The 24,156-nt window shown below is 65.4% G+C and carries 23 protein-coding genes; 6 read left to right on the top strand and 17 right to left on the bottom strand.

All coding sequences use genetic code 11. The features are described 5' to 3' along the window. The 4 genes from BKM74_RS18475 to thpR all read right to left on the bottom strand — a co-directional run bounded on the left by BKM74_RS18475 (nucleotide 1) and on the right by thpR (nucleotide 3,431). Nucleotides 1-1,455 (bottom strand): hypothetical protein, encoded by a 1,455-nt coding sequence (locus BKM74_RS18475; protein ID WP_140056015.1) that lies wholly within the window; start codon nucleotides 1,453-1,455, stop codon nucleotides 1-3. 61 nt (nucleotides 1,456-1,516) lie between these two features. Continuing rightward, complete coding sequence (locus BKM74_RS04370; protein WP_086464467.1) at nucleotides 1,517-2,107, bottom strand: uracil-DNA glycosylase family protein; 591 nt, start codon at nucleotides 2,105-2,107, stop codon at nucleotides 1,517-1,519. After that, complete coding sequence (gene cobB / locus BKM74_RS04365; RefSeq protein ID WP_086464466.1) at nucleotides 2,101-2,814, bottom strand: Sir2 family NAD+-dependent deacetylase; 714 nt, start codon at nucleotides 2,812-2,814, stop codon at nucleotides 2,101-2,103. The genes BKM74_RS04370 and cobB overlap by 7 nt, the downstream gene beginning before the upstream one ends. A gap of 59 nt (nucleotides 2,815-2,873) precedes the next feature. Further along, entirely contained in the window at nucleotides 2,874-3,431 is a 558-nt protein-coding gene (gene thpR / locus BKM74_RS04360) for an RNA 2',3'-cyclic phosphodiesterase (protein WP_086464465.1), read from the bottom strand. A 120-nt stretch (nucleotides 3,432-3,551) separates the two neighbouring features. Between thpR and BKM74_RS04355 the strand changes: the two genes are divergently transcribed. The 4 genes from BKM74_RS04355 (at nucleotide 3,552) to BKM74_RS04340 (ending at nucleotide 8,184) form a co-directional block, all read left to right on the top strand. Further along, a complete protein-coding gene (locus BKM74_RS04355) occupies nucleotides 3,552-4,763 on the top strand; it encodes an ABC transporter substrate-binding protein (protein ID WP_086464464.1) in 1,212 nt (403 codons plus the stop codon). Between the two features lie 25 nt (nucleotides 4,764-4,788). Next, on the top strand, nucleotides 4,789-6,471 hold the full coding sequence (locus tag BKM74_RS04350; protein WP_086464463.1) for an ABC transporter permease: 1,683 nt from the start codon (nucleotides 4,789-4,791) through the stop codon (nucleotides 6,469-6,471). Continuing rightward, on the top strand, nucleotides 6,468-7,115 hold the full coding sequence (locus BKM74_RS04345) for an ATP-binding cassette domain-containing protein (RefSeq protein WP_086464462.1): 648 nt from the start codon (nucleotides 6,468-6,470) through the stop codon (nucleotides 7,113-7,115). Before BKM74_RS04350 ends, BKM74_RS04345 begins: the two co-directional genes overlap by 4 nt. A 202-nt stretch (nucleotides 7,116-7,317) precedes the next feature. Next, nucleotides 7,318-8,184: an OmpA family protein gene (locus tag BKM74_RS04340; protein ID WP_086464461.1), complete on the top strand. Its 867-nt coding sequence runs from the start codon at nucleotides 7,318-7,320 to the stop codon at nucleotides 8,182-8,184. 75 nt (nucleotides 8,185-8,259) lie between these two features. Here BKM74_RS04340 and BKM74_RS04335 read toward each other — a convergent pair whose 3' ends face one another. The 4 genes from BKM74_RS04335 to BKM74_RS04320 form a co-directional block, all read right to left on the bottom strand. Next, on the bottom strand, nucleotides 8,260-9,969 hold the full coding sequence (locus BKM74_RS04335; RefSeq protein WP_086464460.1) for an ABC transporter ATP-binding protein: 1,710 nt from the start codon (nucleotides 9,967-9,969) through the stop codon (nucleotides 8,260-8,262). Nucleotides 9,970-9,973: 4 nt separating this feature from the next. Beyond that, nucleotides 9,974-10,933 carry an ABC transporter permease gene (locus BKM74_RS04330; protein WP_086464459.1) on the bottom strand — a complete coding sequence of 320 codons (960 nt, stop codon included), beginning with the start codon at nucleotides 10,931-10,933 and terminating at the stop codon, nucleotides 9,974-9,976. Further along, nucleotides 10,933-11,916 carry an ABC transporter permease gene (locus tag BKM74_RS04325; RefSeq protein WP_086464458.1) on the bottom strand — a complete coding sequence of 328 codons (984 nt, stop codon included), beginning with the start codon at nucleotides 11,914-11,916 and terminating at the stop codon, nucleotides 10,933-10,935. Before BKM74_RS04325 ends, BKM74_RS04330 begins: the two co-directional genes overlap by 1 nt. 102 nt (nucleotides 11,917-12,018) lie before the next feature. Then, nucleotides 12,019-13,608 (bottom strand): ABC transporter substrate-binding protein, encoded by a 1,590-nt coding sequence (locus BKM74_RS04320; protein WP_086464457.1) that lies wholly within the window; start codon nucleotides 13,606-13,608, stop codon nucleotides 12,019-12,021. A 314-nt stretch (nucleotides 13,609-13,922) separates the two neighbouring features. On the opposite strand from BKM74_RS04320, the gene BKM74_RS04315 reads away from it, so the two are divergent. Next, entirely contained in the window at nucleotides 13,923-14,948 is a 1,026-nt protein-coding gene (locus BKM74_RS04315) for a succinylglutamate desuccinylase/aspartoacylase family protein (RefSeq protein WP_086464456.1), read from the top strand. A 3-nt stretch (nucleotides 14,949-14,951) separates the two neighbouring features. Here BKM74_RS04315 and BKM74_RS04310 read toward each other — a convergent pair whose 3' ends face one another. After that, on the bottom strand, nucleotides 14,952-15,623 hold the full coding sequence (locus BKM74_RS04310; RefSeq protein ID WP_086464646.1) for a gamma-glutamylcyclotransferase: 672 nt from the start codon (nucleotides 15,621-15,623) through the stop codon (nucleotides 14,952-14,954). A 96-nt stretch (nucleotides 15,624-15,719) separates the two neighbouring features. On the opposite strand from BKM74_RS04310, the gene BKM74_RS04305 reads away from it, so the two are divergent. Beyond that, nucleotides 15,720-16,751 carry a DUF2125 domain-containing protein gene (locus BKM74_RS04305; RefSeq protein ID WP_086464455.1) on the top strand — a complete coding sequence of 344 codons (1,032 nt, stop codon included), beginning with the start codon at nucleotides 15,720-15,722 and terminating at the stop codon, nucleotides 16,749-16,751. Here BKM74_RS04305 and BKM74_RS04300 read toward each other — a convergent pair. From BKM74_RS04300 to smc, 8 genes are all read right to left on the bottom strand, one after another. After that, nucleotides 16,748-17,314 (bottom strand): c-type cytochrome, encoded by a 567-nt coding sequence (locus BKM74_RS04300; RefSeq protein ID WP_086464454.1) that lies wholly within the window; start codon nucleotides 17,312-17,314, stop codon nucleotides 16,748-16,750. The genes BKM74_RS04305 and BKM74_RS04300 overlap by 4 nt on opposite strands. 20 nt (nucleotides 17,315-17,334) lie before the next feature. Then, nucleotides 17,335-17,742, bottom strand: a complete 408-nt coding sequence (locus BKM74_RS18835; RefSeq protein ID WP_217895436.1) for an RcnB family protein — start codon at nucleotides 17,740-17,742, stop codon at nucleotides 17,335-17,337. Nucleotides 17,743-17,853: 111 nt separating this feature from the next. Beyond that, nucleotides 17,854-18,336: a F0F1 ATP synthase subunit B family protein gene (locus BKM74_RS04290; RefSeq protein WP_086464644.1), complete on the bottom strand. Its 483-nt coding sequence runs from the start codon at nucleotides 18,334-18,336 to the stop codon at nucleotides 17,854-17,856. A gap of 10 nt (nucleotides 18,337-18,346) precedes the next feature. Then, on the bottom strand, nucleotides 18,347-18,937 hold the full coding sequence (locus BKM74_RS04285; RefSeq protein WP_245825790.1) for a F0F1 ATP synthase subunit B family protein: 591 nt from the start codon (nucleotides 18,935-18,937) through the stop codon (nucleotides 18,347-18,349). A 125-nt stretch (nucleotides 18,938-19,062) separates the two neighbouring features. Continuing rightward, nucleotides 19,063-19,287: an ATP synthase subunit C family protein gene (locus tag BKM74_RS04280; protein WP_086464452.1), complete on the bottom strand. Its 225-nt coding sequence runs from the start codon at nucleotides 19,285-19,287 to the stop codon at nucleotides 19,063-19,065. Between the two features lie 59 nt (nucleotides 19,288-19,346). Beyond that, on the bottom strand, nucleotides 19,347-20,072 hold the full coding sequence (locus BKM74_RS04275; RefSeq protein WP_086464451.1) for a F0F1 ATP synthase subunit A: 726 nt from the start codon (nucleotides 20,070-20,072) through the stop codon (nucleotides 19,347-19,349). Nucleotides 20,073-20,093: 21 nt separating this feature from the next. Further along, complete coding sequence (locus BKM74_RS04270; protein WP_086464450.1) at nucleotides 20,094-20,471, bottom strand: AtpZ/AtpI family protein; 378 nt, start codon at nucleotides 20,469-20,471, stop codon at nucleotides 20,094-20,096. A 128-nt stretch (nucleotides 20,472-20,599) separates the two neighbouring features. After that, nucleotides 20,600-24,142 carry a chromosome segregation protein SMC gene (gene smc / locus BKM74_RS04265; RefSeq protein WP_086464449.1) on the bottom strand — a complete coding sequence of 1,181 codons (3,543 nt, stop codon included), beginning with the start codon at nucleotides 24,140-24,142 and terminating at the stop codon, nucleotides 20,600-20,602. Between the last annotated feature and the right edge of the window lie 14 nt (nucleotides 24,143-24,156).

Here is a 24,156-nt window from a genome sequence, read left to right as displayed (position 1 = left end):
CTATTTTAAAAGCAAGCCCGGATCGTCTGTATTTGGATTCTCTGCGGCCCACCCGAGAGAGTTCACAAGACATAAACGCGCTAGGTGCTCAGCTAAACTCCGCGTTTCTGACCAGTCATGCCCAAGCTTCCCGTCCCAAACATTCGCGCCGTTTTTCATAGGCCCGTGCACGAAACGAGTGCGCCCTTTATCATATATTTGGTCTATTACTTCTTTCGCTGTGAATCCGTCACGATGAATCTCCGCATCGGAATCAACTCCGAGGCGACATTTAATTAATTTGCAAATAGAGTTGCGCCCACCCCCACCAGCTAGAACATCCATACACGCAGCAAAACTGACGACGGCTTTAATATCTACAATTTCACGGCATCCTTCATGGAACCACAACATTGCCTGCATAAGAACGTTTGATAAAATCGGTCTTCCATGCGCGGACATTGGATTCACAAACCAGTCCAAAACATTCCCCGCAGCTTGGAAAATTAGCCCCGCGTCACGAAGGCATGTTTCTAGCGTTTTTCGTTCCACATAAGGCGCATGAGGCAAATTAGTTTTCTCGCCGCCACCGAATATCAAACCATCTGAAGTGAAATATATATTGTGCCCAATACGCATCTCTTTATCGAATATTAAATTAATTCCATTCAATGCATCTGAAGATTTCTCCCAAAGTAGCGATATAGTCGTTAATGAGATGCGAGCCGCCAGCAATGCCTTATCCTGCCCTGACTTACTCCCAAGACCAGGAATTTTGACGGTGCATACATAGGGACAATCGCCAATTGCCCTGATGATATCCTTTTCGTAGTAACTCTCCGAATGTTGTTTCCTGGGCCGAATTTTCTGCCCCTGCCATACACGCAGAATTCGCCGCCTCGAAACCTCTGAGATCGCTCCATTGGCGATCTGACGGTCAAAGCGTTCAATTCGACCGTCAGTGACAATACGGGCTGATCGGCCATCGGATGACTTGCGGTTCAGCCATGTCTCGCGCGGTTCAAAACCTACGGGGCCAATGCTGAAAGCAGCAATATCCTTGTAGGTAAAAAGCGTGCACCCAAAGGCATATTCCTGTGCACCGTTATTCAATATCCAGTCAACCGCCCTAGAAACTTCTTCTTCAACATCTGCCAAAACCGAATTAGCTAGCTGAACGGGATTCGCAGCGGGGTCAATTTTAGCAAGAGACGGCCCAAAGGAACGCCGAACCAGATCTCTGTAGTCCTTTGCAGTAAAATTTTGTTTAAGCGAAGGGCGATCATGCATTGTGCGAGAAACATCCGCGATGAGTTGCTCGATCTTTCGCGAAATCGCTATGACTCGCCCATTTCCAACAGGAAGTTCCCGGACCACTGGGAATTCATCCCCCTCGTCCATATACGGACGCGGTAGGTCGTGAATCCGCACCAGCTCCGAGACAATTTCAGCGACAATATTCTGGAGATTCCGCATCGCATTTCTCGTTAGATACAGTGCGTCGACAATCATCCAGATTACTAAAGTAAGTAAAGTCTTATGAAAATAACGCCCGCACCCGGCGTCTGATCTCCGGCACCACCTCAGCCTCGAACCAGGGGTGGGTCTTCAGCCAGTTGCGGTTGCGCGGGCTGGGGTGCGGCGTCGGGATGAAGGCGGGGCCGAACTCGCGCCAGCGCGCCACCGTGCCGGCCAGGGTTTTCTCCCGCTTCTCGCCCAGATAGCGGGCCTGCGCATAGGCGCCGATCAGCAGCGTCAGCTCGATCTCCGGCAGCAGGGCCAGCACCCGGTGATGCCACAGCGGCGCGCATTCCGGCCGGGGCGGTGCATCGCCGCCGCGCGCATTGCGGCCCGGATAGCACAGCCCCATCGGCATGATGGCGATGCGCGCCTCGTCATAGAAGATGTCGCGGTTGATCCCCATCCAGTCGCGCAGCCGGTCGCCGCTGGGGTCGTTGAACGGGATGCCGGTCCTGTGCACCTTCGTGCCCGGCGCCTGGCCGATCACCAGGATGCGGGCACTCGCCGCCGCGCGGATCACCGGGCGCGGCCCCAGCGGCAGATGCGCTTCACACAGCCGGCAGGCGGATATCTCCCGCAGCAGCGCCGGAAGGGGTTCGCCTACCATCCGTCTTTCAGCACCCGCTCCACGAAGGCGGGGACGATCTCGCTGGCCGGGCCGTGGATCGCCTCGTCGAACAGGCTGGTGCCGGATGACGGCTCCAGATTCAGCTCCACCGTATGGGCATGGCCGTTCCGGCTCACCTCCGCGACGAAGCCCGCCGCCGGATAGACATTGCCCGAGGTGCCGATGGAGACGAACAGCCCGCAGGCATCCAGCGCACTGTAGATGCGCTCCATCTCCAGCGGCATCTCGCCGAACCACACGACATGCGGGCGCAGGCCCGCCGCATGGCCGCAGGACGGACAGGCGGTACCGACGCTGATCGGCTGGCGCCACGCCGCCACGATATGGCAATGGGTGCAGCGCGCCTTCAGCAGCTCGCCATGCATGTGCAGCACATCTTGGCTGCCGCCGCGCTCGTGCAGATCGTCGATATTCTGGGTGACCAGCAGCACCTCGCCCGGCCAGTCGCGCTGCAGCCGCGCCAGCGCCAGATGCGCCGGGTTGGGCTGGATGTCGGAGTCCAGCAGCTGCTTGCGGCGGGCATTGTAGAAATCATGGACCCGCACCGGATTGTCGTGGAAGGCCTGCGGCGTGGCGACATCCTCGATGCGCACGCGCGACCAGATGCCGTCCGCGTCGCGGAAAGTGTCGAGGCCGGATTCCTTGGAGATGCCGGCCCCGGTCAGGATAACGATGGATTCAGCCATGCAACCGCCCCGCTCCGGCCCATTCTGCCCCAGTCTGTTTCAGTCAGAATAGCCGCGCCCTACTGCCCTGTCAGTGCATTAGGTGACAGCGGATAGAACGCTTCTTCCCGGTAGAGCGGGCCGGCGGCGGTGAGGGTGCTGGAATAGAGCGCGAATTCTTCCACCGCGACGGGCGGCGCACGGAACAGCCCATGCCCGCGCAGGAAATCGCCGACGCGGTCGGCCGGCGGTTTCTTCAGCCGCGCCAGCGTCACATGCGGGGCGAATTTGCGCGGTTCCGGCGGCAGGCCGGCACGCACCAGCGCCGCCTCCACCCGGTCGTGCAGGTGCAGCAGTTCCGGCGATTTCTCGACCCCCGCCCACAGCGCGGTGGCCTTGCCCTTGGTCTCCCAATGGCCGATGCCGGCCAGCGTCAGATCGAAGCGCGGCGCCACCACGCCCAGCAGCGCCGTATCGATATCCGCCATCTGGCCCTCATCGACCTCGCCGATGAAGCGCAGGGTGAGATGCAGATTCTCCGGCGCCACCCATTTCGCACCCGGAATGCCGCCGCCCATCAGGGCCAGACGCTGGCGCAGATCGGGCGGCAGGGGGATGGCGACGAACAGGCGGATCATGGCGTCCTCCTCTCTTCTTCAGGCATCAAAGCTGCGTGAACGCGGCGCGAGGCGCCTGACAGACCGTCCCGACTGGCTTAGTAATCGAGAAGCTTGTTGGCAAGGGGGAGAACCGGAAAGATGCGTATCGTGAAAATCATGCTGGCCGCGCTGGTACTGGCCGCCGGCATCGGCACTGCGCAGGCCCTCGATGCGAAGGCCGACACCTGGACCGACACGCTCGCCAAGGCGCGCGGCCAGACCGTCTATTGGAATGCCTGGGCCGGCGACGAGCGCATCAACGCCTATATCCAGTGGGTCGGCACGCGCGTGCAGGCCGAGCATGGCGTGACGCTGCGCCATGTGAAGCTGGCCGACACGGCGGAGGCAGTCTCCCGCGTGCTGGCGGAAAAGACCGCCGGGCGCAGCGAGGGCGGCTCGGTCGATCTGATCTGGATCAATGGCGAGAATTTCGCCGCCATGAAGCGCGGCCAGATGCTGTATGGCCCGTTCACCGACAGGCTGCCCAATTTCAAGCTGGTGGATACGAAAGGCAAGCCGACCACGCTGGTCGATTTCACCATCCCGACCGAGGGGCTGGAATCGCCCTGGGGCATGGCACAGTTCGTCTTCATGATGGACAGCGCGCGGGTGAAGAACCCGCCGAAGAGCATCCCCGCCCTGCTGGACTGGGCGAAAGCCAATCCCGGCCGCTTCAGCTACCCCGCCCCGCCGGACTTCATCGGCTCCACCTTCCTGAAGCAGGCGCTGGTCGAGCTGACGCCGGATCGCGCGATGCTGCAGAAGCCCGTGGATGAAGCCGGCTTCGCCGCCGCGACCGCACCGCTCTGGGCCTGGCTGGAGGCGCTGCATCCGCATCTCTGGCGCGAGGGTGCGGCCTTCCCGAAGGGCAGTCCGGTCCTGCGCCAGATGCTGGACGATGGCGCGGTGGACATGGCGCTGTCCTTCTATCCGGGCGAGGCCTCCTCGCTGATCGCCGAGGGCAAGCTGCCGCAGAGCGTGCGCACCTTCGTGCTGGAGGGCGGCACCATCGGCAACACGCATTTCGTCGCCATCCCGTTCAATGCCAATGCGAAGGAAGGCGCTATGGCGGTCGCCAATTTCCTGCTGTCGCCGGAGGCGCAGGCCCGCAAGCAGGACCCGGCCTATTGGGGCGACGGCACGGTGCTGGACCTGGCCGCCCTGCCCGCCGCTGACAAGGCGCGCTTCGAGGCGATCGAGCTGGGCGTCGCCACCCTGTCGCCGCAAGCGCTGGGCACCGCCCTGCCCGAACCGCATCCCAGCTGGATGACGCGGATCGAGGAGGAATGGCTGACGCGCTACAGCCGTTAGAGCCCTCCTGAGACCGGCCGTCCGGATGCTGCGCCTTGTCCCGCCGCTGACCCTGCTGCTGTTCCTCGGCCCCATCGCCGCCGGGCTGGCCGGCACGCTGCTGCCTGCCTTTGGCTATCTGCCGGTGCTGGGCCTGACCCTGTCGCCGCTCGACCCCTGGCGGATGCTGCTGGCGGCACCGGGCCTCGGCACCGCGCTGACCCTCACCCTGACCAGCGGGTTGCTGTCCGCCGCGATCTCCTACGCGCTGGCGGTCGGTCTGTGCGCCGCCTTCCATGACCGCCCCTGGTTCACCCGGCTGCGCCTCATGCTGGCGCCACTGCTGGCGGTGCCACATGCCGCGCTGGCCATCGGCTTCGCCTTCCTGATCGCGCCCAGCGGCTGGATCGCGCGGATGCTCTCGCCCTGGCTGACCGGCTGGGACCGCCCGCCGGCACTGGCCACCGTGGCCGATCCCCATGCGCTGGCGCTCACCGCCGCCCTGGTGCTGAAGGAAACGCCCTTCCTGCTGCTGATGATGCTGGCCGCGCTGAACCAGGTGCCATCTCACCGGCTGATGGCGGTGTCGCGCTCGCTGGGCTACGGGCCGGCGGTGGGCTGGCTGAAGACGGTACTGCCGCTGGTGCAAAAGCAGATCCGGCTGCCGCTCTATGCCGTGCTGGCCTATGCGCTGTCCAATGTCGATATGGCCATCGTGCTGGCGCCGGGCACGCCGCCGCCGCTGGCGGTGCAGCTGCTGCGCTGGTTCAACGACCCCGACCTTGCGATGCGCTTTCCTGCCGCTGCCGGGGCGGTGCTGCTGTGCGTGCTGGTGGCGTTCGTCATTGTGCTGACGCGGGGCATCGAGGCGCTGGCCGGTTGGCTGGGCCGGCGCTGGATCGCCGCCGGATCGCGCGGGCAGGGCGGGGCTGGCATCCGCAGCGCCGCCGGGCTTGGCGGCTGCCTGGCGCTTTGCCTGTCGGTGCTGGCGCTGATCGGGCTGGGGCTGTGGTCACTGGCCGGACGATGGCGCTATCCCGACGCGCTGCCGCAGACCCTCACCCTCTCGACCTGGATGCGGCAGGGCGAGGCGCTGGCCCTGCCGTTCTGGACCACGCTGTGGGCCGGCCTGGCGGCGGTGCTGATCGCGCTGGCCCTGGTGCTGGCCTGCCTGGAGCATGAGCAGCGGCGCGGCCGGGCGCTCAGCCAGCGCGGGCTGTGGCTGCTCTACCTGCCGCTGCTGGTGCCGCAGGTGGGGTTCCTGTTCGGCGTGCAGGTGCTGCTGGTGATCGGCCGGCTGGACGGCAGCGCTGTGGCGCTGGTGTGGAGCCATCTGCTGTTCGTGCTGCCCTATGTCTATCTGGCGCTGGCCGCCCCCTACCGCGCGCTCGATGCGCGCTATGAACGCAGCGCGCGTTGCCTTGGCGCCGGGCCGGCACGGGTTTTCTGGCGGGTGAAGCTGCCGATCCTGCTGCGCCCCATCCTGATCGCAGCCTCCATCGGCTTCGCCGTTTCGGTCAGCCAGTATCTGCCGACCCTGTTCGCCGGCGCCGGGCGCTATACCACCCTGACGACCGAGGCGGTCAGCCTGTCCGCCGGCGCCGACCGGCGCGTCGTTGCCGTCTTCGCCTTCGCGCAGGGTGCCCTGCCCTTCCTCGGGTTCGCGCTGGCGCTGCTGCTGCCGGCGTGGCTCTATCGGCACCGGGCGGGCCTCAGGGGTAGCATATGACGGGTTACAGGCTGGAATTGCAGGGCGTGGCGCTGCATCTGAACGGCGAGAGGCTGCTCGGGCCGCTGACCCTCGATGTCGGCCCCGGCGAGGTGGCGACGATCATGGGGCCGAGCGGGTCCGGCAAGTCCAGCCTGCTGGCCTTCCTGTGCGGCATGCTGCCGCCCGCCTTCACCGCCGAGGGCCGGGTGCTGGTCGATGGCGAGGATCTGGCACCGCTGCCGGCGGAGAGGCGGCGCATCGGCATCCTGTTCCAGGACGATCTGCTGTTCCCGCATCTCTCGGTCGGCGACAATCTCGCCTTCGGCCTGCCGCCCACGGTGCGCGGCCGCAGCGAACGCATCGCGCGCATCGCGGAGGCGCTGGCGGAGGCCGACCTCGCCGGCTTCGCCGACCGCGACCCGGCCACCCTGTCGGGCGGGCAGCGCGCGCGGGCGGCGCTGATGCGCACGTTGCTGTCCGATCCCCGCCTTTTGCTGCTGGACGAACCGTTCAGCAAGCTGGACGCGGCCTTGCGCGCGCGGTTCCGCGCCTTCGTGTTCGATCATGCACGGCGCCGCGGCCTGCCGGTCCTGCTGGTCACGCATGATCCGGCGGATGCGGAATCGGCGGCAAACCGCGGTAAAATCGTCACGCTGGCCTGATACATCAGAATATATCAGGTTACCCTGAATCAGTTGGGAACTTTCCGCCCGTCCCGCAGGTTCATAGTGTTGCAAGAGGTATCGTGATAAGGTGCGCTCGAGCTTTGGCGAAATCGGCGTCATGGCACAAAGACATTAGCGCGCGGACCGGATGACAATCCTGTGCTTTCGCGCGTGAAGTTATAGAAGAAAGGAATCCCCAATGGCTTTCTATCCGTCCGTTAAACTTCTGTTCGCAGGAGCCGCTGTTCTGCTGGTCGCCGCATGCGGCACCACAGACATCGACCAGGTCCGCACCACGCAGCCGGCCGGCGCATCGCCCTTCAACGTCGCGCTGACCAACGAATATCGTGAGCTGGCGGTGTACGAGGCCGACAAGATGTATGACTGGCCCGATGCCGGGACCTGGGCGCGGAAAGGTCTTGCCGCCTCCAACAACCAGCTCGTGCTGCCCGAGCAGGTCGGCGACTGGAACGTTCCCGCCGACAAGGTTGGTGAGCTGACGACCGCTCGCCAGCGTCTGGTCACCGCGCTGGACAGCAGCGCCCGCACCAAGCTGCCGGCCGATGCCGCACGGGCCCAGGCCATGTTCGACTGCTGGGCCGAGCAGCAGGAGGAGAACTGGCAGTTCGACCATATCGCCGCCTGCCGCAAGGGCTTCATGGATGCGATGCAGAGGGTCGACGAGGGCATGAACCCGCCCAAGGCCGCTGCTCCGGCGCCGACCGGCACCCCGGCTCCCGCCGGCCCGTACACGGTCTATTTCGCCTTCGACAGCGCGACCCTGTCGGCTGAGGGGCTGCGCATCGTGCGTACCGCCGCCGACACCGCGCGTTCCGAGAAGGCGCCGATCGGTGTGGTCGGTCATGCTGATGCCGCCGGTGCGTCGGACTACAACATGAACCTCTCGCTGCGCCGCGCCAATGCGGTTCGCGATGCGCTGATCGCCGATGGTATCCCGGTCAGCCGGATCACCGCCAGCGGCCAGGGCGAGGGTGACCTTGCCGTGCCGACCGCCGATGGTGTGCGCGAACAGCGTAACCGCCGCGTGGTCGTCCTGTTCCGCTAAAACCGGAACTGGCGCACGAAAGGAAACGCCCGGTGCTTTGCACCGGGCGTTTTTCTTTGCGCGTTTCGAAGGGCGTCAGACCGCGACGTCGAAATTGAGCGTCGGCATCAGTTCCAGCAGCCGCTTGGTGTAGGGGTGCTGCGGTGCCGTGAACAAAGTCTCGGTCTCCGCGATCTCCATGATCTTGCCGTTCTGCATGACCGCCACGCGGTCGCACATCTGGCGGATCACCGGCAGGTCATGGCTGATGAATAGCATGGTCAGCCCCAGCTCCTGCTGCAAATCCTTCAGCAGGTTCAGGATCTGCGCCTGGATCGACACGTCGAGCGCCGAGGTCGGCTCGTCGCAGATCAGGAAGCGCGGCCGGGTCGCAAGCGCGCGGGCGATGGAGATGCGCTGGCGCTGTCCGCCGGAGAATTCATGCGGGTATTTCCAGGCCGCGGCGCGGCCCAGCTCCACATGCTCCAGCAGATCCTCGACGATCTGCGTCACCTGCTCCTTGCTCTCGGCCAGCTTGTGATGGCGGATCGGCTCGGCGATCACGTCGAACACCCGCATGCGCGGATTGAGCGAGGAATAGGGATCCTGGAAGATCATCTGGATCTGCCGGCGGAACGGGTCCAGCTCCTTGTCGGTCTTCAGCGTGCTGACCGCCGTGTCGTCGAAATAGATCTTGCCGGCGCTGGGCGTATAGAGACCGGCAATCATCCGGGCCACGGTGGATTTGCCGCTGCCGCTCTCGCCGACCACGCCGAAGATTTCGCCGCGCTTGATGTCGAAGGACACGTCATTGACGGCGGTGAGATATTTCCGCCAGGACGGGATCACCGAATAGCGGCTGGTAAACCGCATGGTGATATTCTCGCAGCGCACCAGCGACCCGGTATTCTCCGAGATCTTGGCCTGCGCCTTGCCCAGCCAGTGCGACTGGATGTCGATATGCTGGTGCTTCTTCACCTCGCCGTCGGAGTAGGAGACGCGGGGGAAGCGGTCCAGCTTCACGTCGGAGCGCGGCACCGCGGCCATCAGGCTCTTGGTGTAGGGATGCTCCGGCCGGCCCAGCACCTGCTCGGTCTCGCCAAGTTCCACGATCTTGCCGCGATACATCACGGCGACACGGTCGGTGATCTCGGCGATCACGCCCATATCGTGGGTGATGATGATGACGCCGACATTGCGCTCCTTGCAGAGCTTGCGGATCAGGTCGAGGATCTGCGCCTGGATCGACACGTCGAGCGCGGTGGTCGGCTCATCGGCGATCACCATTTCCGGCTCGGCGCACAGAGCCAGCGCGATGACGACGCGCTGCCGCATGCCGCCGGAAAACTGGTGCGGATACTGATCGACGCGGTTCTCCGCATCGTCGATGCCGACTTCCTCCAGCATCGCGACGGCACGCTTGCGCGCCTGATCCTCGCTCATATCGAGATGGGTGCGGACCGTCTCGACCAGCTGCTGGCCCACGGTGAACAGCGGGTTCAGGCTGGTCAGCGGGTCCTGGAAGATCATGCCGATCTTGCGGCCCCGGATCTTCTGCATCGCCTGGAAAGGCAGCTGGTCGATCCGCTCGCCATGCAGTTCAACCTCGCCGCCGGTCATGCGTCCCGGTGCCTCCAGCAGGCCGATGACGGCATTGCCGATGGTCGATTTGCCGGCACCGGATTCGCCGACCACGCCGACGATCTCGCCGCCATTGACCGTGAGGTCGATACCCTTCACCGCCTCGACGGTGCCGCGCCGCGAGGGAAACTCGATGCGCATGCCCTTGATGTTGAGAAGCGCCATCGTCTTACCTCAGCTTCGGGTTAAGGGCGTCGCGCAGCCAGTCGCCGACCAGATTCACGGCCAGCACTAGGATCGCGAGGGCAGCACCGGGGAAGATCGTGATCCACCAGGCGCCGGAGAACAGATAGTCGCTGCCGACATTGATCAGCGTGCCCAGCGACGGTTCGGTCGGCGGCACGCCGACACCCAGGAAGGACAGCGTCGCCTCGGTCAGCACCGCGCCGGCAAGGCCCAGCGTGGCGATGACCAGGATCGGCCCCATCACGTTCGGCAGCACATGGCGCAGCATGACGAAGAACGGCTTCACGCCGATCAGCCGGGCCGCCAGCACATATTCCTTGTTGCGCTCGACCAGCGTCGAGGCGCGCACGGTACGCGCGAACTGCACCCAGTTCGACAGGCCGATGGACAGCACCAGCACCAGGATCGTCAGCTCGGCATGCTGTGACGGCGGCAGCACGCCGCGCATGATGCCGTTGATCAGCAGCGCCACCAGAATGGTCGGGAAGGAGAGCTGGATTTCCGCCACACGCATGATGAAGGCATCGATCAACCCGCCCTTGTAGCCGGCGATCAGGCCCAGCGCGATGCCGATGACCATCGACAGCACGACGCTGGTGAAGCCGACCAGCAGCGAGACGCGGCTGCCATAGAGGATGGTGGAGAACACGTCACGGCCGAGATTGTCGGTGCCCAGCAGATAGCGCGCATCGCCCTCGGCAGCCCAGAATGGCGGCAGCTCGGAATCCAGCAGGTTCAGCGTCGCCACGTCGAACGGATCGTGCGGCGCCACCAGCGGCGCGAACACCGAGGCCAGGATCATCACCAGCGTGACGATGCTGGCGACGATGGTCACCGGCGATTTCAGGAAACTGTGGAAGATGTCGCTGTCCAGCGCGCGCTTCAGGCCATCGCCGAATCGCGCCACGGGCTTGTCGCCCTTGTTCGTCATCGCGCCGCTCATCAGTTGGCACCCTTCGCACTGTCGATGCGCAGGCGCGGATCGACCACGTAATAGAGGATATCGACGATCAGGTTAATGACCACGAAGAAGAAGGCGATCATCACCAGATAGGCCGACATGATCGGGATATCGACGGACTGGATGCCCTGCAGGAACAGCCGCCCCATGCCCGGCCACTGGAACACCGTCTCGGTGATGATGGCGAAGGCGATGACCGTGCCCAGCTGCAGGCCGATGATGGTGATGACCGGCACCAGCGTGTTCTTCAGCGCGTGGCGGAACTGCACCGCCCGGTTGGCGATGCCGCGGGCGCGCGCGAACTTGATATAGTCGGTGCGCATCACCTCCAGCATCTCGGCGCGCACCAGGCGCATCACCAGCGTCATCTGGAACAGCGCCAGCGTGGTCGCCGGCAGGATGACCGCCTTCCAGCCCGACAAGGTCAGGAAACCGGTGGTCCAGCCGCCGATATCGACCACCTGGCCGCGCCCGAAGGAAGGCAGCCAGCCGAGGATGACCGAGAACAGGTAGATGAACAGGATGCCGATCAGGAAGGTCGGCAGCGAGACGCCGATCAGCGACAGCGTCATGAATATCTTGGATAGCACACCATAGCGGTGCAGGCCGGTATAGACGCCCATCGGGATGCCGACCAGCAGCGCCAGTATGATGGACAGGCCGGCCAGCTCCAGCGTCGCCGGCAGCCGCTCCGCGATCAGGTCGATCACAGGGCGCTTGTGCTGATAGGAAAAGCCGAAATCGCCGGTCGCCATATTGCCGGCAAAACGGCCGAACTGGACAATCAGCGGGTCATTCAGGCCCAGCCGCTCGCGCAGCTCCTCGCGCTCGGCCTGGGTTGCGTCCTCGCCGACCATCTGGTTGATCGGATCGCCCACGAACTGGAACAGCGTGAAGGCGATCGCACCGACGAAGAGCATCACGAACACGGACTGCATGAGCCGTCCGGCGATGAATTTTAGCATCTGGCGTCTTCAATCTCGAAACGAGCGGACACATCGCTGTGCCCAAATAAAAGGGAACGGGAGTGCTCCATGGTGGAACACTCCCGCTTCAATTACCCAGTCTTACTTCACCGTCACATGACGGAAGTGGAACTGGTTGTCCGCGCGCTGCTTCAGCTCGATATTGTCACGCGCCGCCCAGACGACGGCCTGCTGGTGCAGCGGGATGTAATAGGCCTTCTCCTTGACGAGCTGGTAGCCCTCAAGGATCAGCTTGTCACGCTTGGCCTGGTCGGTCTCGGTCAGGATCAGCTTGGTGATCTCGTCGATCCGCGGATCGCTGAAATCGCCATAGTTGACGCGGCCCTGGCCGGTCTTCTCGTTCCAGGTGGACATCAGGTTGTAATAGACATTGTGGCTGTCGAAGCTGGACGGGGTCCAGCCCAGCAGGTAGATCGCGAAATCCTGCTTGCCACGGTTGATGTCAGCGAAGAACTGCGCCTTCGGATAGGCCCGCATATTCAGCTTGATGCCGACGCGCGCCAGCATGGCGGTGATCGCCTGGCAGATCTGTGCATCGTTCACATAGCGGTCGTTCGGGCAGTCCATGCGGGTCTCGAAACCGTCCGGATAGCCGGCCTCGGCCAGCAGCTTCTTGGACGCCTCGGGATCGTACGGCCAGCGCTTCACCTGATCCGCCAAGGCGAACAGCTTCGGCGAGATCATGATCGAGGACGGATCGGCCAGGCCGCGCATGATGCGCTTCTTGATCAGCTCGATGTCGATCGCCTGATAGACCGCCTTACGCACCCGCACATCCTTGAACGGGTTCTTCTCGGTGTTGGTACCCAGCGCCTTGTCGCGGAACTGGTCCATGCCCAGGAAGATCGTGCGCAACTCAGGACCGCTGACGACGCTGGTGCCCTGGTTGTTGTTGATGCGCTCGATATCCTGCAGCGGGGCCGGATACATCATGTCGATCTCGCCCGACAGCAGCGCGGCCACGCGCGTCGCCGACTGGGTGATCGGGGTCATGGTGACCTTGGTCAGGTTATGCGTGGCCTTGTCCCACCACTCGGTGTTCGGCACGAACACGGTGCGCACATCGACGGTGCGCTCGGAGATCTTGAACGGGCCGGTGCCATTGGCGTGCTGGCCGGCATAGCTCTCGATGCCCTTGGTGGTGTTGGTCGGAACGGTGGCGCCATTGGCCTCGGCCCATTCCTTATCCATCATGAAGAAGCTCTCCCACTGGGAGATCAGGATGGGATTCGGCACCTCGGTCACGAAATCGACCGTGTAATCGTCAACCTTAACGACTTCCGTCACGCCGGCGACGCGGTCGCGCACGTTGGAGTCCGGGTTGTTGATGCGCTGATAGCTGAAGATCACGTCATCGGCATTGAAATCATTGCCATTATGGAACTTCACGCCCTTGCGCAGATGGAAACGCCAGCGATTCGGCTCGACGATTTCCCACTTCTCGGCCAGCGCCGGCTCGATCTCCAGATCGGCGCCGCGGCGCACCAGGCCTTCATAGACATTGCCCAGCACGGAGAAGGTGAAAGTGACGTTGTGCCCCATTGGATCGAGGGACGTGGTGTCGGTCTGGAACGCCCAGCGCAGCTCCTTGGCCTCGGCCGGTGCCGCGAGCAAGCCCGCCGAGAACACCGCAGCCAGTGCCGCGGTGGAAAATAGATGTCGTCGTTGCATACTGAAATAGCCTCCTTGGAACCCTGAAACGCAGACAACGGCAAATGATTGCCTGAATTAGATACAGCTGTTTTAAGTGATTGCCGTTGAGACCGGGGATCAAAGCAGGGGTGGCGGCGTGATGTCAACACACGTCACCTATGCAAATCCGGCAAAACTTTGTGCTGTTCAACGACCAGATTTCATCGGAACGTCTATGACTCTCTCCTAACCTACCGCAGTACCTAGGCTCTTGAAGCCGCTTAACCAGACATGCTGTTGGTATTACTGTCTTAAATTATTTCCCGATTTCCTGGAGGCTGAAAGAAACCGCCATGACAACCAGTACAGCCACACGGCCCAGCCGTATCTCGACCACGCTCGATTTTTCCAAGGACGGCAAGCAGACCGGCTTCCTGCGGCTGCCCCATTCGGTGCACCGCTCCGCCTATGGCTGGCTGCCGATCCCGGTGGTCTGCATCAAGAATGGCGACGGTCCGCGCGTGCTGCTGATGTCGGGCAATCATGGCGACGAGTACGAAGGCCAGGTGACGCTGTCGGAACTGGCCCGCACCCTGCAGCCCGAGGACATCAAGGGCCGCATCATCATCCTGCCGATGGCGAATTATCCGGCGGCGCATGCCGGGCTGCGCACCTCGCCGATCGACGAGGGCAACCTCAACCGCTCTTTCCCCGGCGACGCCAATGGCACGCCGACGCCGATCATCGCGCATTACATCGAATCGGTGCTGCTGGCCGATTGCGACTATCTGGTCGATCTGCATTCCGGCGGCTCCTCGCTGAACTATCTGCCGACCGTCGTCGGCCGGCAGGGCCGCACGCCGGAGGAAAGCCAGAAGGTCTATGACCTGATGAAGGTGTTCGGCGCGCCGATCGGCTTCATGTTCCCGCCCGGCACCGAGGACCGCACCTCGACCGCCGCCGCCGCGCGCCAGAATGTGATCTCGATCCTGACCGAGATGGGCGGCAGCGGCACGGTGATGCCGGATATCCTGAAAATCGCCAAGCGCGGCGTGCGCCGGGTGCTGGCCCATATCGGCAGCCTGCGCAACCCGACCCCGGACCTGTCGGAACCGCTGCCGGTGCGCCTGACCCGCGCGCCGAGCCAGGCCTGGTTCGTCTATGCCAGCGAGGACGGGTTATGGGAGCCGCTGGTCGATCTCGGCGCCGAGGTGGTGAAGGGCCAGCCCGCCGCCCTCATCCACTTCCCGGAAACACCCTGGAAGGAACCGGCCGAAGTCTGTTTCGAGGAATCCGGCGTGGTGGTGTGCAAGCGCATCCCCGGCCGCACCGAACGCGGCGACTGCCTGTTCCATCTCGGCAGTGATTTCAGCATCTAGCGGTTAGAAATGCTCCGGATCGGCGGGCGCCGGCGGCAATGCCGGCACCGCCATCCGGCCCTCATCCAGCGCCGTGACCAGCCGCGCCACCGCCAGCAGCGAGCGGTCGCGCAGCCCCATCGCCCGTAGCCTCTCCAGCGTGTTGAGGAGATACTCCCGGCACGCCCCGCGCCCACCGACGGCGTGGGAGACGATAGCGGTCACCTGCAACCGGTCGAGATGGCCGGCATATTGCGGGTTCGCCGGATTGGCGACAAAGCACAGCGCGTCGATCTCCCCGCCGTCCAGGCGAAGCCGGCGGGGGGCGGCGCGATAGACGCCATTGCCCATCTCGCGGTGCCACAGATAGGTCGAGATATCGGCAAGGTCCGACGCCGCTACCCGGTAGGCGATGCCATTGCACGCCCCGCCGCGGTCCAGCCCCAGCACCAGCCCCGGCTTTTCCGGCGTGCCGCGATAGCGGTAGGAATAGACGCAGAACCGCCGGTGATAGCCCTGCAGCCGCGCCGGTACCGCCTCGATATGGGGAAAGCCCGGATCCCACATCAGCGAACCATAGCCAAACACCCAGGCATCGCCTTCGTACGGCGCGCGGTAATCGAACAGGCGGTGCGCCCGGCCCTCGGGGTCGGCGGAGCGGAACAGCGGCGACTGCAGGAAATCATCGTTGCGCATGATGTGCGCCACTATATGGAATGCAACACCGCGCCGGAATAGCCTGTCCGGCATGCCTGCCCCATCTGCCCCCCCTGCCACCGACCCGGATGATCCATGCCCAGCCGTTCTTTTCTGATCGCCGCCTTTCTCGTCATTCTGGGCACTGCCTATGCCGCCTACTGGCACATCATGGCCGACCGGCTGGAACAGGGCATCGAACGCTGGGCCGAGGAACAGCGCGACCACGGGCTGCAGGCCGGCTGGACCGATATCGTCATCGATGGCTTCCCCCTGCGCCTGCGCGCCCGCTTCGCCGCCCCCCGGCTGATCCAGCGGGAAGGCTCCCTGCCCTGGTCCTGGCAGGCCGATTCCCTCACGCTGGAAGCGCAGCCCTGGCAACTCACCCGCATCGGCTTCACCGGCGACGGACCGCAAACCGCCCGCCTCGCCGGCCAGCAGATCGCCTTCGACCGGCTGGAGGGCACGGTGCGGCTGGACGGACGCGGCCGCATCCGGGAAGCCGACGCAACAGCCTTCCGCCTTGCCCTCGCACCGGACGCGGGAACGGGCATGGGGGCAGGCATGGGCGGCGCGACAGCGGACAGGTTGCGGCTCGCCATGCGCCTGCCGGAAGAACCGCCGCGCCGGCACACCGACCCCGGCCTGTTCGTCGAAGCCGATATCGGCGGCCTTGTCGTCGCCAGCCGCCAGAAGCTGCCGGTCGAGGGGCCGGCCAGCCTGTCGATCCGCGCCAGCGCCATGGGCGCGTTGCCACAGCCGCCGGACCGCCAGACCCTCGCCGCCTGGCGCGACGATGGCGGCACGCTGGAAATCGAACGGCTGACGCTCGACTGGGCGCCGCTTGATCTCCGCGCATCGGGCACGCTGGCGCTGGACGAGGCGCTGCAGCCCATCGGTGCGCTGACCACCGAAATCTCGGGCCATGGGCCGCTGCTGCAAAAGCTGGTCACGATGGGCTGGGTCCGGCAGCAGGATGCCCGGATCGCCGGCGTCGCCTTCGGCCTGCTGGAAAAGCCGGGCGCCGAGGGCAGGCCGGTGCTGAAAGCCCCGGTCACGGTGCAGGATGGCTATCTCTATATCGGGCCGGCGCGCCTCGCGCCGCTGCCGCGCATCGCCTGGAATTAGCGGTTCAGCGCCTTTCGTTCCTCGCGCACCGGCTCCGGCCATTGCTTCTGCATATAGGCGATGACGGCCCATATCTCGGCATCGGTCAGCCGGTGCTCATAGCCCGGCATGTCGTTGCGATAGCCGCGCGGCGAGAACGGCTGGCCGCCAAATTTCACGATGTCGAACAGCGCCTTGTCGCTGCGCACCGGCGCCGGGCCGTCCGCATCCAGCGGCGTCGCCGGCCGGTTGCCCTGCGGGAAGGTCTGCTCCCAGCCCGGCTTGCCTTCCAGCGCGTCGCCGTGGCAGTAGGCGCAATGGGCGAAATAGAGCGACCGGCCGAGCTGCACCTGGGCGGCATTGGCGGGATCGGGGCCATCGGCCAGCTTCACCGATTCGCGGTCCCAGAACACCGCGCCGATGGTCAGGACCGCCGCGAAGATGCTGGCGGCCACCAGGAATTTGCCGCCGCTGCTGAAGCGTGGCAGGCCGGGCAGGCCGGCCTCCGTCTCCTCATCCGTCGGCTGGACGCCGCGCTTCGCATCAAGGCGCTGCTGGCGCCGCTTGTAGGGATCGATGGTCATGCCTCTCCTGCGCCTTCACCTCAGCGTCGCTTCGCAGCGCCGGTCAGCACATCCAGAATAACCCCGGTCGCAGCGGCGATCAGCACCACATCATTGTCCACGATCACACGCTCTGTCCCCGGACGCGCGGCTGGCAAGCGGCGCAGCAGATCCGCCGGCAGTGCCTTCTTCGCGATGCCGGGCGGAATCTTGCCCTGCTTCGCCAGCCCGGGCGGCAGGCCGCCCTTCTTCGCAAGGCCCGGAGGTACGCCTTTCCCGCCCTGCGCCCCACCCGGCATCCCCCCTTGCGGATGCCCGAAATACTCCAGCACCAGCCGGCGCTCGATCTCGCTGAAAACGGCATCGGCGACAGTCTGCGCCCGCACCGGCCCGCTCAGCGCGGCCACGCCGATCAACAGGGCGGTCAGTCCGACCAGAATGCGTTTCATATCCATCCTCCCACGGCAATGCAGTATAGCGCCTCATGGCGCTGCGGCCACGGCCATAAGAAAACCCCCGGCGCGGGCCGGGGGTTCCTAAGTCTTTCTGCAATCCGCCGATCAGTGCAGCTTGTTCGGCAGCTCGCCAATGGCGTTGTCGATCAGGGTGTTGGAGGCCTTGGCGTCCAGCTTCTCGTCAAGCAGCAGCCGGGTCGCCGCGATGGCGACATCCACCGCCTTCTCGCGGACTTCCTGCAGCGCCTTGGCTTCGGCCTGGGCGATCTTTTCCAGCGCCTGCGCCTCGCGACGCTTCAGCAGCGCCTCGAGGTCGGCCTCGGCCTGCTGCTGCTGGCGCTTCGATTCCTCACGGGCGTGGGCGACGATCTCCTCGGCTTCCTGCAGCGCGTCACGCTGTTTGCGCTTGTAGGAGGCGAGCAGCGCCTGGGCGTCCTCGCGCAGCTTCTGCGCATCCTCGATCTGCTGGCGGATACGATCCGCCCGCCCGTCGAGCGCGCCGCCGATCTGCCGCATCGCCGGCTTGTAGGCCAGCGCGACGAAGATCACGAAGGAGACGGCAACCCAGAAATTGGTGTCCTGCAGCATGGCCATCCCCTTAACCCGCGTCTTTCATGGCCACCGAGACGGCCTTGGCGGCATCGTCTTCGGCAACATCGCCGCCGATCAAACGGGCCGCCGCATCCTGGGCCACTTCCGTGGCAACCTGGCGGATATTGTCCAGCGCCTCGGTCTTCGCCGCCTGCACCCGACTTTCCGCCTTCTCAAGCTGCTTGGCCAGTTTCTGCGCCACGTCCTGCTGACGCTTGGCGGCTTCCGCATTGGCCTGCTCCGCCGCCTGGGCGAACAGGGCCTGTGCGCTGGCGCGGGCGTCGGCCAGGGCCTTCTCGTACTCGGCCAGCACCGCTTCCGACTCATCCTTCAGGCGCTGGGCCTTTTCCAGATCGTCGGTGATACGGCGCTCACGCTCTTCCAGCACGTCGCGCACGCGCGGCAGCGCCACACGCGACATCAGCAGATAGAGCGCAATGAAGGTGACCGCGAGCCAGAAAATCTGAGTCGCGAAATTGCTGGGATCGAGCTGCGGCAAACCGGCGCCACCGCCTTCCGCAGCCAGAGCCGGAGCGCTGGTTACGGCCAGACCGGCACTACCGGCGGCAACAGCCATAAGGGATCGGAGGCTTGTCATCGCAATCCTGCCTTGGGCAATCCTGCCTGGTTCCTCTGGTGCGGTCCCGGACGGCACAGGCCGTCAGGACCGTGGAACCGGCCGGAACGGAAGAATCCGCCCCGGCCGGAAACCGGACCTCGGTATCAGGCGAACAGGATAAGGAAGGCGATGAGCAGCGCGAACAGCGCAATCGCTTCCGTCAGCGCGAAGCCCAGAATGCCGATCGGGAACACTTCCGAGCGGGCAGCGGGGTTACGGGCGATCGACGCGATCAGGGTCGAGAAGATATTGCCGATACCGACGCCGACGCCCATCAGGGCGATCACGGCCAGGCCAGCACCGATCATCTTAGCGGCTTCGACTTCCATCGTTACGGTCCTCTAGGTTAGGTGGAAGAAGATGACTATTAGCAACGCTCGTCTAGCGGCTAATGCAGGTGGATCGCATCGCGCAGATACAGGCACGTCAGGATCGTGAAGACGTAGGCCTGAAGCACGGCGACCAGAATTTCGAAGGCGGTCAGCGCCACGTTGATCGCCAGCGGAGCCACGCCGAACACACCAAGCGCGATGGTGAACATGGCGAACACCTTCATCATGGTGTGGCCGGCCATCATGTTGGCGAACAGGCGGATCGACAGGCTGACAGGGCGCGCCAGATAGGACAGCACCTCAATCGGGATCAGGATCGGCGCCATGTAGATCGGCGCGCCTTCCGGAAAGAAGAAGCTGAAGAAATGCAGCTTGTGACGCACCAGGCCGATCAGGGTCACGATCACGAACACGGCGAAGGCCAGCGCGAAGGTGACGATGATGTGGCTGGTGAAGGTGAAGCTGTAGGGGATCATGCCCAGCAGATTGCCGAGCAGGATGAACATGAAGATCGAGAACACGAAGGGGAAGTATTTGCGCCCCTCGGAACCCACGCTGTCACGGATCATCCCGGCGATGAATTCGTAGGACAGCTCTGCCATCGACTGCAGGCGCGTCGGCACCATGCCGCGGCCGCGGACGGCGAGCGTCAGAAACCCGGTCACCAGGACAACCGCGATGGTCATCACCAGCGAGGACTGGGTGAAGGACAGATCGACACCGCCCACCTCAATGGGAATCAGCGGCTGGATCTTGAATTGATCGAGAGGACTGCTGGCCAAGGCTTGCCCCGTTCCGTGCGGTTAAGCGTCGAGGTCGGTTCCGTCTTCGTCCCGGGCTTTTGCCGTTGGCTTCTTATAGCCTGGCGCCAGCCCGATCCCCGTGATGGCGCGGTAGACGTTCATCACGCCGGCCCCCGCCCCCAGAAAGAAAAACACCACCATCAGCCATGGCTTCGTGTCCAGCCACGCGTCGAGCAACCAGCCAATGCCGAGCCCGACGACGAGCGCCGAAACCATCTCCACCCCGATGCGCAGCCCCGTCCCGAGAGACGAGTTCAGCCCGCCGAAGCCGCCTGACCGCTCCATTTTTCCGTCCTGCGTGCCCCGCGCCTTGTTCAGGCGCTCGGCGATGTCCCGCAGGGACGTTTTTTCCGGTTCACGATCAGTCAAGATGAACACACAAACCCAAGGCTTCCGGCGATAGCGCCGTCAGCGCGACGCGGACCATAAGGACTGCCCCCCACCCTGTCAAGGCAGGAATCGGGCGCTTCCGGGCGCACCGAAAACCACCCGTTTCGGGGGCACGCTCAGGCAATGGCACGCAGCTTTTCGGCGCCGCTGAGATCGACCGATACAAGCTGGCTGATCCCGCGTTCCGCCATTGTCACGCCGAACAGCCGGTCCATCCGCGTCATCGTCAGGCGGTGATGGGTGACCACCAGGAAGCGGGTGCCGGTCTCCGCCGCGATATGGTCCAGCAGCTGGCAGAACCGGTCCACATTGCTGTCGTCCAGCGGGGCGTCCACCTCGTCCAGCACGCAGATCGGCGACGGGTTGGTCAGGAACACGGCGAAGATCAGGGCCAGCGCGGTCAGCGCCTGCTCGCCGCCGGACAGTAGCGACAGCGCCTGCAGCTTCTTGCCCGGCGGGCTGGCCATGATCTGCAGGCCGGCCTCCAGCGGGTCGTCGGATTCGACCAGCTCCAGATAGGCGCGGCCGCCGCCGAACAGCCGCACGAACAGCTCCTCGAAATAGCTGTTCACCTTGCTGAAGGAGGCGAGCAGCCGTTCCCGCCCCTCACGGTTCAGCGCGCCGATGCCCTGACGCAGCCGGGCAATCGCCTGGGTCAGGTCGGTGCGTTCCTGCTGCAACGTCTCGACCTGGGTCTCGACCTCGCCGGCCTCCTGCTCGGCACGCAGATTGACCGGCCCCATGCCGTCGCGCTCGCGGATCAGCCGCTCCAGCCGCTGCTCGACTTCCGATTCCTCCGGCAGCGCCTCCTCCGGATCGATGGCCGCCGCCGCCAGCGCCTGGTCAGGCCGGCAGTCCAGCCGTTCGCGCACCCGGTCGGTCAGCACCTGCCGCGCCTGCGCGGCCTGTTCGACCGCCGCCTCGGCACGCACCCGGTCCTCGCGCGCCTCGCCCAGGCTCACCTCCAGCGCCTTCAGCAGGCGCTGCGCCTCGGCCGCCGCCGATTCCGATTCGGCGAGCGCCACCGCCGCTGCCTTACGCCGCCGGTCCGCATCAGCGATGCCGGCGACAAGCACCGCGCGCTGTTCGGCGATCTCCGCCGGCCGCTTCTCATAGCCCGCGATGGCGGTGCGCTCCTCCGCCAGCCGCGCCTCGATCTCGGATATACGCTGCGCCGCGCCCTTTGCCCGTCCGTCCCAGGAACGGCGTTCGTCGGCGATGGCAGCCAGCCGCTGGCGGCGCGATTCCGCCTCGCGCTTCAGCGTATCGTGGCGGCTGCGCGCCTCAACCACTTCCGTGCGTTTTTCGGCCAGCACGGCGCGCCCGGCATCGGCCTGCTGGCGGCGTTCGCCCAGATCGCCGATCTCCGCCAGCGCGGCGTCCGCAATCTGGCGCTGTTCCGCGGCCTCCGCCTTCTCCGCCGCCAGCCGTTCCAAAGAGGCGGCGAGGGCTGCCTGCCGGGACTCGAGGGCGGCGCGTTTCTGCGCCAGACGGGTTTCCTGTTCGCGTAGCCCGTTCAGCCGGTTGAAGGCCTCGCGCTCTGCCGCGCGGGCCTGTGCCTCCGCCTGGCGGGCGGCGGTCTCGCCCTGCCGTGCCTGCTGCACCTGGGATTCCGCCGTGCGCACCGCCTGCTCCGTCTCGCCATGCGCCCCGGCAAGCCGCGCCTGTTCGGCATCGGCCTTTGCCAGATCGGCCTCCAGCGCCACCAGCCGGTTCTTCTGGCGCAGCCGGGTGGCGGCGGCACTCGGCGCGCCGGCGGCGACCGTGAAGCCATCCCAGCGCCACAGCCCGCCGGCGCGATCCACCAGCCTTTGCCCGACGCCGAGCCGGCCGCGCAGGGCAAGCGCAGCCGCCTCGTCGGCAACCACGCCGATCTGTGCCAGACGCCGGGCCAGCGCCGGCGGTGCGGTGACGAAAGCGGTGAGCGGTTCAGCCCCGTCCGGCAAGGACGGTGCGGCATCCAGCGGCGGCAGTTCTTCCCAGCGGCGCTGGCCGGCACCGCCCAGGGCGGCATCCAGATCCTCGCCCAGTGCGGCACCCAGGGCCGCCTCATAGCCCGGTTGTGCCGACAGCCTCGCCAGCACCGGGGTCTTTTCGTCCTGCCGGTCAGTGAGGGCGGCCTGCAGCCCGGCGATCTCGGCGCGCAGCGTGCCGGCCGCCTGCTCCGCCTGCTGGCGCGCCGTGCGGGCCGTACGCTCCGCCTGCTGCGCCTCGCTGGCGGCTTGCTGGCGTTTCGCGCTGTCCCCCTGCGCTGCCGCGACCCCGGATTCCGCCTGCCCGACCGCCGCACGCGCCTGCTCCAGCGCCGCTTCGGCGGCTGCGAAAGCATCGGCGAGCCGTGCCGCTTCCGCGGCGAGGTCATCGTCCGCTTCCAGCCGGCGGCGCTGTTCGGCAATCTCCGATTCCTGCCGGTCCAGCCGCGTCAGGCGTTCCTGCAGGGCGGCGATCTGGCGCTGCTGCTGGGTGCGGCGCGCCTCGTCGGCGGCGATGGCCTGGGTCAGCGCGTTCAGCGCCGCCTCCGCTTCCTCGGCTTCGGCGAAAGCGGCATCCAGCCGGCGCTGCGCCACATCCAGCGCATCAGCCTCTTCGGCGCGTGCCGCTTCCAGCGCGTCCGCCTCCGCCGCCAGCCGGTCCAGCGCGGCGCTTGCATCGCCAGCCAGCGCGGCTTCGCGGCCGGCGTCGCTGTCAAGCTGGCGCAGCCTTTGTTCGGCCTGCGCCTTGGCATCCTCGATGCGGCGTTCCTCGGCGTCCAGCTCGGTCTTCTTGATGGTCAGGTGCTGGAATTCCGCCCCCGCCTGGGCTTCGGTCATGCGCAGGCCGGGTAGCTTCTCCTGCGCCGATGCCGCCAGTGTTGTCGCCTCCGACACCTCGCCGGTCAGCTTCGCCACCGCGCGTTCGGCCTCGCGCAGCCTTGCCTCGACCGTCTGGCGCTCGGCCAGCGCCTGCTGCCAGCGCAGATGCAGCAGGATCGCCTCGGCGCGGCGGATATGGTCGGAGAGGTTGCGGTAGCGGCCGGCCTGGCGCGACTGGCGTTTCAGCGCCTGCAGCTGGCTGTCCATCGTCTTCAGTACATCTTCCAGCCGGGCGAGGTTGCCCTCCGCCGCGCGCAGCCGCAGCTCCGCCTCATGCCGTCGGGAATGCAGGCCGATGATGCCGGCGGCTTCTTCCAGCAGCATGCGGCGGTCGGCCGGCTTGGCATTGATGATGGCGCCGACCTTGCCCTGGCTGACCAGACCCGGCGAGCGCGCGCCGGTCGAGGCGTCGGCGAACAGCAATTGCACGTCGCGGGCACGTACCTCCTTGCCGTTCAGCCGGTAGGCCGAGCCCTTGTCGCGCTCGATGCGCCGGGAAATCTCGATTTCCAGATGGTCGTTGAAGCCGACCGGGGCGCGGCGCTGGCTGTTGTCGAGATGGACCGAGACCTCGGCAATGTTGCGCGGCGTGCGGCTGGAGGTGCCGCCGAAGATGACGTCGTTCATCTCGCCGCCGCGCATCTGCCGGGCGGAGGTCTCGCCCATCACCCAGCGCAGCGCCTCGACCAGGTTGGACTTGCCGCAGCCGTTCGGGCCGACGATTCCGGTGAGGCCCGGCTCGATCAGCAGTTCGGTCGGATCGACGAAGGATTTAAACCCCGTAAGGCGGATTTTCCTGAACTGCACCGATGCCCCATTTC

This window comes from Oceanibaculum nanhaiense, from assembly GCF_002148795.1.
Lineage (GTDB): Bacteria > Pseudomonadota > Alphaproteobacteria > Oceanibaculales > Oceanibaculaceae > Oceanibaculum > Oceanibaculum nanhaiense.
This window is presented reverse-complemented; position numbering and strand designations above follow the sequence as displayed.